General features: G+C 63.9%; 17 protein-coding genes. 9 read left to right on the plus strand and 8 right to left on the minus strand.

Going from position 1 to position 13,879, the window contains the following annotated elements:
• Positions 1–357: 357 nt before the first annotated feature.
• From GPX89_RS07775 to GPX89_RS07790, 4 genes are all read right to left on the minus strand, one after another.
• Complete coding sequence (locus GPX89_RS07775) at positions 358–822, minus strand: hypothetical protein (RefSeq protein WP_198347293.1); 465 nt, start codon at positions 820–822, stop codon at positions 358–360.
• Positions 815–1,096, minus strand: coding sequence for a hypothetical protein (locus GPX89_RS07780; RefSeq protein ID WP_157386532.1), 282 nt, complete (start codon positions 1,094–1,096; stop codon positions 815–817). Before GPX89_RS07780 ends, GPX89_RS07775 begins: the two co-directional genes overlap by 8 nt.
• Positions 1,097–1,418: 322 nt before the next feature.
• A complete protein-coding gene (locus tag GPX89_RS07785) occupies positions 1,419–1,781 on the minus strand; it encodes a hypothetical protein (RefSeq protein ID WP_157386533.1) in 363 nt (120 codons plus the stop codon).
• Complete coding sequence (locus GPX89_RS07790) at positions 1,781–2,068, minus strand: hypothetical protein (protein WP_235946693.1); 288 nt, start codon at positions 2,066–2,068, stop codon at positions 1,781–1,783. Before GPX89_RS07790 ends, GPX89_RS07785 begins: the two co-directional genes overlap by 1 nt.
• A gap of 164 nt (positions 2,069–2,232) precedes the next feature.
• Between GPX89_RS07790 and GPX89_RS07795 the strand changes: the two genes are divergently transcribed.
• Positions 2,233–3,114: a Scr1 family TA system antitoxin-like transcriptional regulator gene (locus tag GPX89_RS07795; RefSeq protein WP_157386534.1), complete on the plus strand. Its 882-nt coding sequence runs from the start codon at positions 2,233–2,235 to the stop codon at positions 3,112–3,114.
• Complete coding sequence (locus GPX89_RS07800; protein WP_157386535.1) at positions 3,111–3,509, plus strand: DUF397 domain-containing protein; 399 nt, start codon at positions 3,111–3,113, stop codon at positions 3,507–3,509. The genes GPX89_RS07795 and GPX89_RS07800 overlap by 4 nt, the downstream gene beginning before the upstream one ends.
• A gap of 536 nt (positions 3,510–4,045) precedes the next feature.
• Here the strand turns inward: GPX89_RS07800 and GPX89_RS07805 are convergent.
• The gene (locus tag GPX89_RS07805; protein ID WP_157386536.1) at positions 4,046–4,621 is read right to left on the minus strand and encodes a flavin reductase family protein; all 576 of its coding nucleotides are present in this window, start codon (positions 4,619–4,621) and stop codon (positions 4,046–4,048) included.
• Positions 4,611–5,933, minus strand: coding sequence for a helix-turn-helix domain-containing protein (locus GPX89_RS07810; RefSeq protein ID WP_157386537.1), 1,323 nt, complete (start codon positions 5,931–5,933; stop codon positions 4,611–4,613). The genes GPX89_RS07805 and GPX89_RS07810 overlap by 11 nt, the downstream gene beginning before the upstream one ends.
• A 173-nt stretch (positions 5,934–6,106) precedes the next feature.
• Here GPX89_RS07810 and GPX89_RS07815 point away from each other — a divergent pair, with 173 nt between their 5' ends.
• From GPX89_RS07815 to GPX89_RS07830, 4 genes are read left to right on the plus strand one after another with little or no spacing between them, the layout of a single operon-like run.
• Complete coding sequence (locus GPX89_RS07815) at positions 6,107–6,283, plus strand: hypothetical protein (RefSeq protein WP_157386538.1); 177 nt, start codon at positions 6,107–6,109, stop codon at positions 6,281–6,283.
• A gap of 2 nt (positions 6,284–6,285) precedes the next feature.
• Positions 6,286–6,876 carry a Clp protease N-terminal domain-containing protein gene (locus GPX89_RS07820; protein WP_157386539.1) on the plus strand — a complete coding sequence of 197 codons (591 nt, stop codon included), beginning with the start codon at positions 6,286–6,288 and terminating at the stop codon, positions 6,874–6,876.
• A complete protein-coding gene (locus GPX89_RS07825; RefSeq protein WP_157386540.1) occupies positions 6,873–7,544 on the plus strand; it encodes a phytanoyl-CoA dioxygenase family protein in 672 nt (223 codons plus the stop codon). The genes GPX89_RS07820 and GPX89_RS07825 overlap by 4 nt, the downstream gene beginning before the upstream one ends.
• 55 nt (positions 7,545–7,599) lie before the next feature.
• The gene (locus GPX89_RS07830; protein WP_157386541.1) at positions 7,600–8,058 is read left to right on the plus strand and encodes a hypothetical protein; all 459 of its coding nucleotides are present in this window, start codon (positions 7,600–7,602) and stop codon (positions 8,056–8,058) included.
• On the opposite strand, the gene GPX89_RS07835 is transcribed toward GPX89_RS07830, so the two are convergent.
• Complete coding sequence (locus tag GPX89_RS07835; protein WP_157386542.1) at positions 8,046–9,323, minus strand: MFS transporter; 1,278 nt, start codon at positions 9,321–9,323, stop codon at positions 8,046–8,048. The two genes, GPX89_RS07830 and GPX89_RS07835, sit on opposite strands and share 13 nt — an antisense overlap.
• Positions 9,324–9,873: 550 nt before the next feature.
• Here GPX89_RS07835 and GPX89_RS07840 point away from each other — a divergent pair.
• Positions 9,874–10,026, plus strand: coding sequence for a hypothetical protein (locus GPX89_RS07840; protein WP_157386543.1), 153 nt, complete (start codon positions 9,874–9,876; stop codon positions 10,024–10,026).
• A 66-nt stretch (positions 10,027–10,092) separates the two neighbouring features.
• Here the strand turns inward: GPX89_RS07840 and GPX89_RS07845 are convergent, their stop codons facing one another.
• On the minus strand, positions 10,093–11,133 hold the full coding sequence (locus GPX89_RS07845) for an Lrp/AsnC family transcriptional regulator (protein ID WP_157386544.1): 1,041 nt from the start codon (positions 11,131–11,133) through the stop codon (positions 10,093–10,095).
• 201 nt (positions 11,134–11,334) lie between these two features.
• Here GPX89_RS07845 and GPX89_RS07850 point away from each other — a divergent pair, with 201 nt between their 5' ends.
• Together GPX89_RS07850 and GPX89_RS07855 are read left to right on the plus strand one after the other, a co-directional pair.
• Positions 11,335–12,189, plus strand: coding sequence for an SDR family NAD(P)-dependent oxidoreductase (locus GPX89_RS07850; protein ID WP_157386545.1), 855 nt, complete (start codon positions 11,335–11,337; stop codon positions 12,187–12,189).
• Between the two features lie 267 nt (positions 12,190–12,456).
• The gene (locus GPX89_RS07855) at positions 12,457–13,872 is read left to right on the plus strand and encodes an MmgE/PrpD family protein (protein ID WP_157386546.1); all 1,416 of its coding nucleotides are present in this window, start codon (positions 12,457–12,459) and stop codon (positions 13,870–13,872) included.
• Positions 13,873–13,879: the final 7 nt, after the last annotated feature.

Consider the following 13,879-nt stretch of genomic DNA (forward strand, 5'->3'; position numbering starts at 1 on the left):
CGGGAATGCGGTGGCGGTTGATGTAGCCGACAGCGGTCGGCGGTGTCGCGGTCAGGGACTTACGGCGAGGCAACATACGGTAACCGATCCTCCGTACGAGAGCGGCGATCGAGCAGGGATGGGTTTGCTTGCCGGTCAAGGCAAGTGGAGTTCGGTCGCCGTCACGACCAGGCACGTCTCGTGAGGGTGATCCTCGTGCAGCTCGTGCAAGGTCTCGGCGCGCGCCGGGGTGAGCTCCAATAGCTCCACCCGACACAAGAACTCGGCGAGCGGGCCATCGGCGGGAACGAACATGTGAGAAAGCGGGGGTACGGGCGCAGACATAGCGGGCTCCGTCGCTAGAGCATGCGGGAAGGGCTACAGAGTGGTCGCGCGCAGAACGGCGGCGGCGACGTCTCGGATCGGTGGCCGCGACGGGCCGTGGGGGACCGTGATCCAGCTTCGGCGGCGCACGCCGGGCGTCGGCAGCGCGAGCGCCGAGGGCGACAGGACCGCAACCGCCCCACAGCGAACCAGCGAGACCGACAGCCCGCGCGTATCCGCGCCGTTAGGCAGCCCCTCGGTGACGAACACCCGCAACACGGGGCCGACGCTATACACCGGCGCGCGCCCCGGCCATCCGAGCAGCGTCGCCGCCTTCGCTGCCAGCGCTCGGGGAATGATGAGCCCTGCCGTGGCCGGACCTATCGCTGCCCAGATCTCGCCGCGGGCCGGAGCGCGGTACGCCTCAAGGTCGAACTGCGACTGATACAGCTGACACCGCTGCGCGATCATCCGGTCCGCCAGCACCAGCTCGCGCTCGCCGATCACCATCTCAGACATGGGAGGTCTGGCCTTTCACCCGAGAGTGCGCGGCACGCTTGGGGACGACAGCGGCGGTCGATTTGCCTGCATCACGTCTCCGGGCCGCCATCACGGCACGTGAGGAGGTGGTGCTGACACCCTCATGCGCGAGCCGGGCCAGAATGCGCTCGATCGGAACCGAATCCTCCGCCGCTTCCGAGGGCATGGGGTTGAGCGCGGTGTAGGACACCAGCGCCCACACCAAGACCCCTCCCACACTTACGCCGGTCAGGAATATCACGAGCGAAACCATCACAATCCTCCCTTTGCGGAACTACTTCGAAAACAAAGCGGACCGGCCCCTATCGGGCCGGTCCGCGTGGTCAAAGACGTCTCAGAGCGGTAGGGGTCGTTGATCAGACCGCGCCCGGCGCTCGTCGGGCGCGACCCGTCCCCCCACAGCCACGAGCAGGGCAGCTTCGGCATCCCCGGCATGACGTGGTCGTCAACGGTCACCACCAGTGCCAGCCCGATGGTCGACAGCTCGGCCGCAACGTCCGAGACTTGCTGCTGACCTCCCTGAAAATCCAGGATCAGCGGGCCGAACTCCACGTGAAGATGCACTATCGCGGGCGTCATCGACTGCCGCCCAGCCCAGGCCGGAACGGGATCATGCGTCCCGGCGTGCAGTGGCGCGGCCATCGCCCAAGCGGGTCGAGGGTCCAAACGTCGACGTGGTGGCGGACGACGTTCATCCAGCCCGTCATGTGCAGCGCCGAAGGCACCAGCAGAGCGGTAATGCCGGACAGCTCGAAGCTGGCGAAAAGCGAGGCGAAATTGCCATCGGACTCGGCGGCCAGGACGCCGCGCAACTCGAATCCGAGGCGTTCGGCAAGGTCGCAGAGACGCTGAGTTTCAACAGCTTCGACGTGTTCGGACTTGTCCGTCCGAAGCAGCGCATACGCGCATGGTCGCCGCTGACTTGCCGCGCCGGTCATCAGATGCCCCCGCCCAGAGACCTGGGTGCCGGTACCGCTTGAGCGTCGAGCGGGCGGAAATCGAGCATCACTTTGCCGACGGCTTCACACGGCGGGAGCCCCAGCATTGCGGCAAGGACTGTCAACCCAGCGACGGCTTCCGCCAGCTGAATCGCCGCCACCGCCTGCTCGGTGGTGATTGTGCGACCGGGCAGCCAAGACACCACCCATCCGCCATGCCCAACTGACCGAGCCGAATGCGTCGTTTGGTCGCTGTTGATCAGTGCCCTAAGCGACTGAATGGCCATGCCAACCACCTCTTCCGCGACGCGCCCCCGGGCGATGTCGACATCGGAATTGTGTTCTGTAGCACATTAGAATCTATTCCTGTAACTGTTACAGACGCAACGATCAATTGGGGCCAGATCGCACATTTGTTGCAGTACTGTGCAGGACAACGAAAGGAGTAGCTATGCCTCCTGTGTCACCGGCTGTCGCAAGTTGGGAGCTGTCTCTTCGGCTGCGCCAGCGACGTGAGCAACTGGGAATCGATGTGCAAACGATCGTCAAGGAAGCTGGGCTATCACGGGGTTACTGGGTCCTGATCGAAGGGGATCGCAGGATCCCTGCGGAAGACAAGTTGAAGACCCTGATCGAGGTGCTCGAATTTGAGGCCGATGAAGCTGCGGAACTATTCCTGCTCCGCGCCGCTGCGAAGGAGCGTGGGTGGTGGGGTAGGTACTCGGCGCTGTTCGGGCCTGAGCTCCTCCGTTACTACGGAATGGAGCACGGCGCCCAGCGAATCCGGACATACGAAAGCGTGCTTATCCCAGGTTTGCTTCAGTGTGAGGAGTACGTCCGAGCCCTCATGACTGCCGGCGTCGCGACCGTCTTGCCGGTCGAGGTCGAGCAACGCGTTGAAGTGCGGATGCGGCGCCAGCTACGCCTCGTGGAGGAGGATCCTTTGCAGCTGTCCGCCATCATCGGAGAAGCCGCGCTGGTTCAGCAAATTGGCGGCCCCCAGATCCTGCACCGGCAGCTCCAGCATCTGGTCGATGTTATCGAGCGGCACCCGGACACCATCGACATGCGGATTATCCCGTTTACGGCTACCGAACGAGTCATATTCAGCGGTGCGACATTCCACCTGATCGATTTCGCAAATCCACGGCTGCCAACACTGGCCTGGCACGAGACAACGGTGACCGGTGAGATTCTCGAGGATCGCGACACTGAGACCAGGGTGCGAGATCTAGGGGTCATCTACGACAGAGCGGTAAGCAAGGTGCTGAGTCGCGAGGCCAGCTTGGACAGGGTGAAGGCCATCATGCGTGGGATAGAGTCGGTGATATGAGCAGGTCGCTTTACGGACGTACAGGCTGGTTCAAGTCCACCCGGTCGTCCGAGACCCAAACGTGTGTCGAGGTTCGATTTGACGAGACGGATGTGCTTGTCCGCGACAGCAAGTACCTGCGACAATCTGCTAACGAACCAGATCAGCAGCCCATCATCAGGGTGCCTAAATCCTGCTGGAACGGGTTCCTTCAGCTGGCGCTCAGTAAGGGTTCTGGGGCTGTTGCCCTCAGCCAGGTCGGCCACGACGTTCTGACCGTCGTTGTGATGTTGGGGGGCGGCGTGACGGTCACCAGCAGCGGTCAGCAAGTGGAGCTGCGTTTTACCGAGGCCGAATGGGATTCGTTTGTTGTGGGGATCCTGGAAGATGAGTTCATCTGCGCGACTGCGTCTTGATGCGGTCGCTGCAACGGAATCGCGCCTAGTGTGCTCGATCGTAGGGTTCTGATAGCCGCCGGAACAGTTGTGACACAACGGTTCCGGCTGGTATTGGACGAGTCTTAGGATAGCTGTAGCTCGTACAGGGCCACCTGCGCGACGTGCGGCCGGTCATCTTTCAGCCGGAACTCGGATCGCGTTGTGTGTGCCAATCGCGGTCGACGGCCGGGATAACCACCGTGGATGACCACCATGTTCTCTGCGGTCCTCGACGGTTGCCGAGGTGGATCCGAGCATGACGCCCGGAGCGGCCGAGGTATTGCGTGCGGTCCGGGCTTTCGATCCGGTGCCGAGCCCTGAACAGTTCGATGAGGTGCTCGCGTTCCTCGCGCTGCCGATGCTCAGCGGTGTCGTTGGGGTCGGAGCTGGCACATATCGCGGCCGGAGCCTCTGCCGAGGACGTGCTTAGACGGCTTGGAACGCCTAGCCGACGCTGCCCCCCTCGAGTCGACGAGGCCGACCTCGACGACCGGTACTGATCGGCACCCGAATGTTCAGTAGTAAGGGATCGACGTGAATTCGTCTGCTGTTGAGGTGAACTGGTTCCCTGTTTGCTGCATCACCGGGTGCGGAGAACCGCTAGGCGTGCCGTCCGCCGCCATGTAGGCAGGATTGAACCAAACGCGTTCTGTCTGCCCGATGATGATTCCGTGGTCGCCACCGAGATCTAGGCGAGCGACCGTGCGGCAGGCCATCCACCCGATTCCGGTCAGGAGGACCGGGCCGAACTCGGATATCTGGTGATCGAGCTCGAGTCCACTCGCCGTCAACTTCTCAGCAGGACTTGGCACCGGGAAACGGGAATAGCGGGCGCCGAGTTTCCATACCCCTTCAAGCTGGTCAATGACCGGAACCGACACAGTGAATCCGCTTGCTTCTTGCAACGTTTGATACGTCGACCACTGCTTGTATACCGCGAGCGCTACTTGCTGGGGTTGGGTAGAGACCGAGGTGAGATTAGACACCGGAATGAGGTTCGCGACCTTCTCGGCACTCACAGTGCCGATCAGGTAGGCGATGCGGGGCGCAAGTAGGCGATGTGCCCGCGTGATCGGATTCTCACTGGCCATAGAGTTCCTTCATCGGAGCGAAGTCTCGCACAGCTTCCCTCAGTGCCTGACGATCCGGTGTGGACGCCATGCGGTGAAGGTCCGTTGCGACGGAGTTCAGCGCGACCTTAACCTGCGGGATGCGTTGTCCGGCTGGAATTTTCAGGACTGGTTGCAGAAGTACCAGCGCGGCATCAGCGCCTTCGAGGTGCAACTCCGCCCGCGCCAGTGTCACTTGCGCGAGCGCCAATGTCGCAGACCAGGTCTGTGTCGACTTGGGGGAGTACAGGTGGGCCACGCTTTCGGCCGACGACTTTGCGCGCTGCCATTCGCCAAGCTGCGCGTAGGTCGTCGCGTCGTAGTAGTGCTGGCGAGCCAACGAGAACGCGAACACCGGCCCCAAATCCGTCAGGCTGTCGCTCGCTGGCAGTTTGTCGCGTTGACGACGGGCTGTGTCCATCGCGTCGATCGCACCGCGGCGGTTGCCCATCTGCGAGTGGGCGCGCGCAACCAGCCCCGACATCCGAACGTGTGAAATGCCCTGAATCTGACCAGCTTTCTCAGCTTCGGCAAGAACACCGTCGGGTGGCCCCCACCATGAAGCGATCATCGCGCGTGTGCACGACACCCAGTTCTCCAAGGGGCGATGCCCAGCGAGCTTCGCGAACGCGGCGGCCGAATCGGTCTGGATTATTGCCGCGTGGGGCTCAGCCAAGTCGTGCGATACCGACGCGAGCAGGGTGCAGGTGGCCGCGAGCAGAACGTACAGATGCTGAAGGTCAGTCAGCCGGCCGGCGTGATGGACTGCTGCAGCCGCTCGATCACGCAAGATGGTCAGCTCGAGGAAGATTCGATCCAGATCTGGGCATAACACGTAGTCCGTGGCGAGTCGGTGCAGCGTCTCGGCACACTCGCTCACCATGCCTGGATCGACCGCAGGCCGGTCGATTGTGTTGGTCAGCACCGCCGATTCGCGAGCAGCTCCCAACACCGCACCTCGTAAGCCTGTAGTCGTGATCCCTCCTATTCCCAATCCGAGCAGCATGGCTCGACGATTCGTTGGGTCACCTCCTAGTTCGAGGGCGGGCTCCAGATCGGACTGTTCTTGTGTCAGTTCCTGTTCGAACCGGGCACGCGCTGAGGGGTCAGCTTCGGAGAGAGCCTTGTCGAGCAGCCGCCTACTCGACGCGCGTATCTGCGTCGTCCGCCCGGATTCCCAGTTCGGCACCGTCTTCGGTGTGATGTCCACGCATTTGGCGAACTCTCCAGGGCTCATCTTCAGCGCTGCGCGGAGCGCGCGAATTTCGCGTGCTGTCCAGTCGACCTGAACCATAGGCCCGCTCCCCTGCAATTGGCCGCTGTGCAGGGGAAATTACCTGAAATTCCCTGCTTTGGGCCTGTAATTCCCTGGATCCGGAAGTCCAGGCTGTAAGCACACCGAGCATCCGAAGCCTTCGGCCTCGGGTGCCGGGTACCCACGACTTGCGAACCCGAAGGGCACCCGACATGGGAATCATCCTCGCGACAACCCTTTGCGCGCTACTGCTGTTCGTCGCCGCCGCAGCTGGCCGCGTCGTCGATTCGATACGGCACGCTCGCGCCAAGCTCACCGTTCCCGACATCGAAGAAGGACTCAACGCCGAACCGTCACGCACATACACCCCAACCGGCAGGGGGCAGTGAGCATGGGGTTGCTGCCTTCCGCCGTTGGGTTCCTTCGCACTGATGTGTCGGGGCCGAATCAGGCGCAGGACGAGTTGCGAATCCGTCAGGCCGCCAACCGGACTGGCTACGATCTGCGCAAAACGATCGTGTTCAGCGAGCGCACCAAGGATCGGGTGCATCGCCTCCGCGTGGCGATTGACCGGCTCGACGTCGAGGCGGTCATCGTTCCCACAGTTGAGCACTTCGATGGCGGCGACATTCCGGACGAGATTCGAGAGATGGCAGGGGTGCTCATCCTCAACCCCGAGGTGAAGTACCTGCGCCAACCGCGCGCTGTCGCCCTCGCCAATGCCACTGTCGCTGTGACTCCCGAGGTTATGGCGCTGCTGAACTCGGCTGCTGAGATCGCGGTGGCGGCTGGGAGCGGAGGCGTCGGTGTCGATCATCTGCTGCTGGCCATGCTGCGTAATCCCGATGGGACTGCAGAAGCTCTCCGCCAAATGGACCTCGCCGCAGATGTATTCGGCCAGCGCCTGGCCCACTTGGCGACCCTCGGCCCTGCCCCTCACCGCGCATACTGCGCAGCCACGAAATCAGGTGAATCGCAATGAACCAGACGACGAGCCTGTTCGCGGATCGTGGCTACCTCGCACCCACCCAGTGGGCCACCGGCCAGGCCGCGCGAGCGCTGACGCACTACCTCGGGTCCGTGTACAGCCCTAACCGCACCACCTTGATCAGCAATCCACACATACGTGAGGCGTGGGCGCGTGACTTGGTCCAGACCCCCGCGCTGATCAATCGGGTCGCCGGAATGATTGGGCCCGAGTCCGGGGTCGACCAGTCGTTCCTCGTGATCAAATGGCCCGGCGATCAGACAGTGGTGCCGATGCATCAGGACGGCTTGAGCGTCGATTACGAGCTGGATCCGCTGCAGTCAGTGTCTAGCTGGCTGTCGATCAGTGATGCACCCGCCGCCGCTGGCGCCTTGCAGTTTGCGCTCGGATCGCACCGCTGGGGGTACCTTCCGCACGGCTTCGACGAGACCGGCGCGCTCACAGCACACGGCGATCAGCGGCTGACGGACTGCGAATTCTCAACGGTGCCAACGACTGTTGGCGAAGTGCTGCTGTTCGACACCCGGCTACTTCATCGTTCCGGGTCGAACTCGACGGGCCGTCCACGAATCGGGCTGAACGTCGTCTACGCCCGCCGAAGCGCGTATCTGCGTGGCTCGGCCGCCACCAGAGAGGGCTGGCAGCCCATCAGGCTTCCGTAACCAAACCGGTTGCGGGAGAACCCTATTCACCACATTTCTGGTAGGGAGAAACACAATGTCGGCACTCACCATCTCACCGGCACTCGCCGCCGTCATTCCCGACGACCCCGAGACCATGGTGCGGGTACTCGAGGGCGAAGGCCCCGGCACGCCGCGCCGCGGCAACAAGAGCCTGTTCGCCAAGTCCGAGTGCACCTACTACTGCCGTACCGCGAAGATCGCCGCAGCGGTGATCGACGCGTTGCGCGACTCCGACGAGCGGCTGCGATCACGGCCCGAGGAACTCATGCTGTGGGACTGGCAGCACACCTGGTTCCGGCCCGAACGCGGCAGCGAAACCGGCGCGGGCTGGGTGGTGCTGGGCGTGGTCTGGTACGACCCGGAGTTCTACACCGAGCGACGCGGCGCGTACCTGTCGAGAATGCACACCCTGATCTATGACCGGCTCGACCTGACCGTCGACGACGTCGAGGTCACCCACTATCTGGTCGACCCCGAATCTCAGGCTGCCTGACCGGTCGAATCCGTGCGGGTGGTGGAGGCAGCGGCCTCCACCACCCGCACGCTGCGTGTCCGAGGGGCGCGCGCCGCAGCGGCGGTGATCGCCCAGGCCGTGACCGCGACGACCGCCAGCGCGGTACCGCCCAGGATGAATCCGCGGGCGGGCGCGGGCGCGATCAGCGCCGGAATGATCGCCATGCCCGCCGTCCCTGCCGACCGCATGACGGTGTGGTTGATCGTGACCAGCCGTAGGCGGGCCGGTCGAGGATGCGCGGCGAGCTGGGCACCGAGGGTGATCGAGATGAATGGGGTTACGAACCCGGACAGGGCGGCGAACATCAGCACCAGCGCGAGATTGTGGGCTGCGCCGGTCGCCATCATGAGCACGCCGGCGGTGGCCCATGCCAGGCAGAACCGTGGCAGGAAGACAGTGGCCGGGCGGATCCGCGAAGCGGTCAGGTTCCCGACGAGCGAGGCCAGCCCGGTGGCGGTGAGAACCCACCCGTAGGCCGCAGGTCCCGCCCCGATCTGGTGCGCCAGCAGCAACGGCAGCCCGATCGCGGGAAGCGCGTTCAGAAACAGCCCGGCGGCGTGGACGGCGAAGGCCACTCCGAGGGCGGGTTGTTGTCGGATGAGCCGCCGTGCTGACGCAGTCGGCGCTCCTGCGGTCGCTGGTGCGCCGGTCGTCGCCGACGAGGCGACAGCTGGCTGAGCCGACGCCAAGTACAGCAGGGCGACCACGGATACCGTGAATGTCATGGCGTCGGCCAGGAACAGGGCCGAGATTGGTATGAGCAAGAGCAGCACTCCCGCGAGCGCAGGGCCTGCGACGCGGGCAATGCGGCCATTGAGGTCCATTGCCGCGACCAATGCGTGCCGCTCGTCCTCGTCGACTAGATCAGGCGTGAGCGCGCTGAGGGATGGATCGAAGATCGCCGCCAACGCCCCGAGCGCTGCGGCGGTGCACAGCATCGCGGAGGTGCCGCCAGCGTTCCACAGCAGTGGCATCGCGGCTACGAGCAACGCGCGAACGCAGTCGATCGCGGCGAGGATTCGGAAGGTTGCGCAGCGTTGTAGCAGGCGTACACCGAAGGCTCCGATCAGGATGAACGGGACACTCTCCGCGATAGCGACGGCGCCCATGGCGACCGGGCCGGAGCGTTCCAACGCGATCCACATGATCGCCAGCGCATAGAACCTGTCGCCAAGGATCGACAGCAGCTGCGCCGACCAGATCGCCAGGATGCGGGGGCGGCGTAGCAGCGTCAGCAACGGCACAGCGCCGCACAGTAGTCGATTGGCTCCTGGTTGTCGGCGTGCCGCCCATGCGGCGTTGTGTCGGCGAGACTGACAACTCGTGATGGTCTGCTGGTGTGCCCAAGGACGGTCACCCCCTTGCGCCGAGAGTGCCGGTTTCTCGACGATCTTAACCGCGAAGCTCGCTAGGCTGCCTGAGTGACTTTGGTCGAAACCGGCCCGCGCGTAATCGTTTACGCCCTCGGCGGCACCATCGCCATGTCCACGACGAGCAGCGGGGCGTCGAGCCCACGCTCTCAGCAACTGACCTCATCGCGGCCGTGCCTGGTCTAGCCGACGTGGGCGTTACTGTCGATATCGAGGACTTTCGCCGGTTACCAGGGGACCACTGGGGTTCCTCGTCGAGGGTCGGCCTCGGTTCGTCAACCCCCTCACCGATCGCACCGTCATCCCCACAAACTCGCCAACGACGTACGCGTCGCAGTAATACCCAGCGTTCTGGGGGACGACGGAACCCGGAAGTGCAGGCGGCTCAGCAGCGGATCTCTGATCTGTTGCGCTGCTACGGAATGTGGCTGCGCAACTGGGGTTGATCGGAGCGGCGCTGCTGGTGAGTCCGAGAGTCGTGATCCGCGATGTGGATCTGCTGGAATCCGGCGCCGCCGCGACGTCGAGTTCGTTGTTCTGGACGGGCTATTGCTTGCTCGTCGAGTCTGGTGAGTGATGTCGGGACCGCACGGCACTGCGAACACTCCGGGTGATGCCTCACGTGAACGCCGGAGGAAACTGCTCACTCGTGCTCGTCGAGTAGTCCCCATGGGTTGACGGGTACAACGTCGATGGCATGCCCGTCGCTGTCCAAGAGTCGGCCCCACGACTTCACCGCCTGGAGCACTAGACGCTGATCGACCACGACGACGTCGGACTGAGTTCGGCGCACGCGTTCGAGAACGTCGTAGAGATCGGGGATCGTATGGACCTGAGACATCACCATCATGTTCGCTACCCCGACGGTGGACATGCAGATTCGCGTCTCGGGCCATCCTGCGATCTCAAGCCCGACCTGAGTGACGCGATTGTGTGGCACCGATAGCCACAGCACGTACTGGGCCGACCAACCGCCTTGCCGCCGCGCGAAATCGGTTCGGAAACCGATCATTCCGCGGCGGATCAGCGAATCGAGTTGACGGCGAACGAGGTGTTCGGAGGTCCCCAGCTCACGTGCCAAGTCCCGGTAGCGGGCTCGGCCGTCGTGTTGCAGTGCCAGAAATAGTGCTTCGTCGGCGGGTTCGAACGTCCGGTTGCGGACGGTGCGGTCGTTGGAGTGGGCGCGATCTTCCACTGACTGCTTCTGAAGGGCGTCGATCGCGCCCAGGTGCCAATGCACGCCGCTGTACCACTCGATGCCCACATGGGCTTGTGCACGGGCTATGCCGGGAACTGAAGGCAGATGTTCGGACAGCAATCGGCCCAGGGTCGGCATGTCACGGGCGAGCAGGATCGTTTGCAGGTCGAATCCGCCGTCGGTGTAGTAGACGCTGATGACTTGCGGTATTCGGGCCAAGCGGTGGGCGACCTCCGGGATCTGGCCGGGGACCGCGCGCACCTCATAGATGGCGCCCACGAGGTCGAGATGCGGACCTGGCACCGACGAGACCCATGCACGCCCGGACTCCGAAAGTCGCTGCCAGCGGCGCGAAGCCGTTGCTGCGGATATACCCAGAACCGGCCCTAGCTTCTCGAAGCTGATGCGCGGGTTGGCGTGCAACCCGTCCAGTAACAGCACATCGATTTCGTCGACCCCGCGACCGGCGGATCGCATGTCGGTCATGTAATGCCTTCCTATCGAGCAGTCTCGTCGCAGCAATGAGCGCCCGGATGTGCCGTCTGTTTCCCGCGTCAGCGATCGCACCTTTGTAGACATTCAACGCCCGACACTGCATTCGTCCGTGTTTCCGGCGATTTGCTCGCTGGTCACGCGTCAGTTGTCACCATGTCAGCGATCCGAACACCTCGACCAGGAGACGTCAACATGCCTCGATCCGCGTTGGATGGACTGACCGTACTGATCACCGGCGCCGCCGATGGTATCGGCGCCGCTACGGCCCGACAGCTCATCGCGCAAGGTGCGCGAGTGGCACTGGTGGATCGTGATGCCCACCGACTGCACGTCACCGCCGCGGACCTTGGGCAGGCCGCACTACCTATCGTTGCCGACGTTACCGACGTCGCCTCTATCCAGGAGGCGCTGGCCCAGACCGTACAGACGTTCGGCGGCATCCACGCGGTCATAGCCAATGCCGGGATCATGCCTACACCCACCCTCGCACACCAAATCCAGGCGGCCGATGCCGAGAAGGTGATGGCCGTGAATGTTCTCGGTGTGATGAACACCGTCTCTGCGTCGGTGCCGTATCTGCTCGATGGTGGCTACATTCTGGTCACTGCGTCATTGGCGGCCCTGATCCCAGTTCCTGCAGGCGGCCTCTACACAGCCAGCAAACACGCCGTCTACGGGTACGCCCGCACGTTACGGATGGAGCTGGCGCATCTCGGGATCAACGTAGGGACAGCGTTTCTGGGCACTGTTGTCACCAGTATGTCCCAAGGCGTCCTGGGCAGTGCGCCCACCAAACCGTACTGGGACAGTTTGCCTCGGTTCTTGAAGGTTGGTATCCCCGTCGATTCCGCGGCGCGCGCGATGGTGCGCGGCATCGGGCGCCGCTCGACCTGGGTCGCGGCTCCGTCGTGGGTCTACCTGCCGTTGCTGCTGACCTACGGATGGAGCCGACCCCTCGAACGGGTGGCGGTTCGAAACTCTGCGCTGCGCACGCTCACGCAATGGACACCAGCCGTTGCAGTCGTCGACCCTGCAGAACGAGGCTGACACCGTCAGGCAGTGGTCGTCGGCTCATTCCGGAGCCAGGTCACGACGATGATCGATCGGCCCAGCAAGCGATCCAGGGCAGCGGCCTCCCGGTGGCCCCGGCGGGCGACTCATATCCGAGCCACCCGCCTGTCTCTGTCCGCAGGGCCTGTCGATTTCCCGCACACGCGACCAGGGCGGTGCCACAATCCTGTTTTCGGTCTGAGCCCCGTTTGCACTTTCCCGCAATTTCGCGGTCGGGGTAGTTGCGGCATGTTCACTGAAGGCATGAGCGAATCGACTACCCCAGAGGTGACGGTGCCGTTGGCCCGGTGGGTCGAGCAGCTGTCCCCCGACACGATCCCCGACCGAGTTCAAACTCGCGCAAAGCACCTGCTTCTCGATGGTGTGGCCTGCGCGCTCGTCGGTGCGCAGCTGCCATGGTCGCGTGTTGCGACACGATCGGTGCTGGCGCTGGAAGGATCCGGCGACGCGGTGGTGATCGGGACGGGCAGCACGACCTCCGCACCGGCCGCGGTCCTGTTGAACAGCACCTACGTGCAAGGTTTCGAGCTCGACGATTTCCACCCGCTGGCGCCCCTGCACAGCAACTCGCTGATTCTGCCGACTCTGCTGGCCACGGCCCAGCATACGGGCAGAGTCTCCGGCGCCGATGCGTTGACCGCGGCAGTCGCAGGCTTCGAAGTCGGTCCGCGCGTGGGACTTTCGCTGCACGGCTCGCAGATGCTGTCCCGGGGCTGGCACAGCGGACCCGTGTTCGGGACCCACACAGCAGCGATGGTTACTGGAAAGTTGCGTGGGCTGGGTGTGGATCAGCTCGAAGATGCCCTCGGTATGGCCGGCACCCAATCAGCGGGCCTGATGGCCGCGCAGTACGAGGCGATGTCCAAGCGGATGCAGCACGGCTTCGCGGCCCGCAACGGCTACTATGCGGCCGGGCTGGCCGCTGGTGGTTACACCGGCATCAAGAAGGTGTTCGACCGCCCCTACGGCGGCTACCTTGCAGTGTTCGGTGAAGGCCATGATCCCGACCCCGCCCAGGTCATCGCCGGGCTCGGCGAGGGCTGGCACACCGAATTCATCATGGTCAAGTCCTATGCCGCCCAGGGCGGTCTGCACGGCACCATCCAGGCAGCGCTGGAACTGCGCGCCGAGCACGATATTGACCCGACAACGGTCTCTCACATCGAGATTCGAGTGGGGCACACCGTCTATCACCATGGATGGTGGGAGCCACAGCGGCCTCTGACCAGCATCGGCGCGCAGATGAATCTGGGCTATGTCGCCGCGGTCGCGCTGCTCGACGGGCAGGTGCTGCCGCCCCAGTTCACCGACGCTCGCCTCGACGCAGATGACGTGTGGGAGTTGCTGGGCAAAGTCGAAGTCAAGCTCGACGAGGAAATCCAGAACGGACCTGTGGCAGAGCGTTTCGCCACCGACCTGAGCATCACCCTCGCTGATGGCACCGTCCTGCACAAGCGGATCACCCAGCCCCACGGCGGTCCCAACGACCCCGTCACCAACGAGGACCTCATCGCGAAGTATCGGTCGTTGGTCGGGCCTCTCATCGAGCCCGCCCGCCTCGACGCCATCCAGGACGTGGTCTTGGAGCTGGACACTGCGCCCGATCTCACCGAATTGGTCAACCTACTCGCCGCGCCGGTCGCCGGCGCACTGGATTGAACGGAAA

Origin of the sequence: Nocardia terrae (assembly GCF_009760405.1) — a bacterium.
GTDB classification, from domain to species: domain Bacteria; phylum Actinomycetota; class Actinomycetes; order Mycobacteriales; family Mycobacteriaceae; genus Nocardia; species Nocardia terrae.

Coding starts and splice junctions, on each gene's coding strand:
- GPX89_RS07785 (WP_157386533.1), bottom strand. CDS start 1,781: ATGACCGGCGCGGCAAGTCAGCGGCGACCATGCGCGTATGCGCTGCTT.
- GPX89_RS07830 (WP_157386541.1), top strand. CDS start 7,600: ATGTCGGCACTCACCATCTCACCGGCACTCGCCGCCGTCATTCCCGAC.
- GPX89_RS07775 (WP_198347293.1), bottom strand. CDS start 822: ATGTCTGAGATGGTGATCGGCGAGCGCGAGCTGGTGCTGGCGGACCGG.
- GPX89_RS07795 (WP_157386534.1), top strand. CDS start 2,233: ATGCCTCCTGTGTCACCGGCTGTCGCAAGTTGGGAGCTGTCTCTTCGG.
- GPX89_RS07790 (WP_235946693.1), bottom strand. CDS start 2,068: ATGGCCATTCAGTCGCTTAGGGCACTGATCAACAGCGACCAAACGACG.
- GPX89_RS07780 (WP_157386532.1), bottom strand. CDS start 1,096: ATGGTTTCGCTCGTGATATTCCTGACCGGCGTAAGTGTGGGAGGGGTC.
- GPX89_RS07805 (WP_157386536.1), bottom strand. CDS start 4,621: ATGGCCAGTGAGAATCCGATCACGCGGGCACATCGCCTACTTGCGCCC.
- GPX89_RS07810 (WP_157386537.1), bottom strand. CDS start 5,933: ATGGTTCAGGTCGACTGGACAGCACGCGAAATTCGCGCGCTCCGCGCA.
- GPX89_RS07820 (WP_157386539.1), top strand. CDS start 6,286: ATGGGGTTGCTGCCTTCCGCCGTTGGGTTCCTTCGCACTGATGTGTCG.
- GPX89_RS07855 (WP_157386546.1), top strand. CDS start 12,457: ATGAGCGAATCGACTACCCCAGAGGTGACGGTGCCGTTGGCCCGGTGG.
- GPX89_RS07815 (WP_157386538.1), top strand. CDS start 6,107: ATGGGAATCATCCTCGCGACAACCCTTTGCGCGCTACTGCTGTTCGTC.
- GPX89_RS07800 (WP_157386535.1), top strand. CDS start 3,111: ATGAGCAGGTCGCTTTACGGACGTACAGGCTGGTTCAAGTCCACCCGG.
- GPX89_RS07825 (WP_157386540.1), top strand. CDS start 6,873: ATGAACCAGACGACGAGCCTGTTCGCGGATCGTGGCTACCTCGCACCC.
- GPX89_RS07845 (WP_157386544.1), bottom strand. CDS start 11,133: ATGACCGACATGCGATCCGCCGGTCGCGGGGTCGACGAAATCGATGTG.
- GPX89_RS07850 (WP_157386545.1), top strand. CDS start 11,335: ATGCCTCGATCCGCGTTGGATGGACTGACCGTACTGATCACCGGCGCC.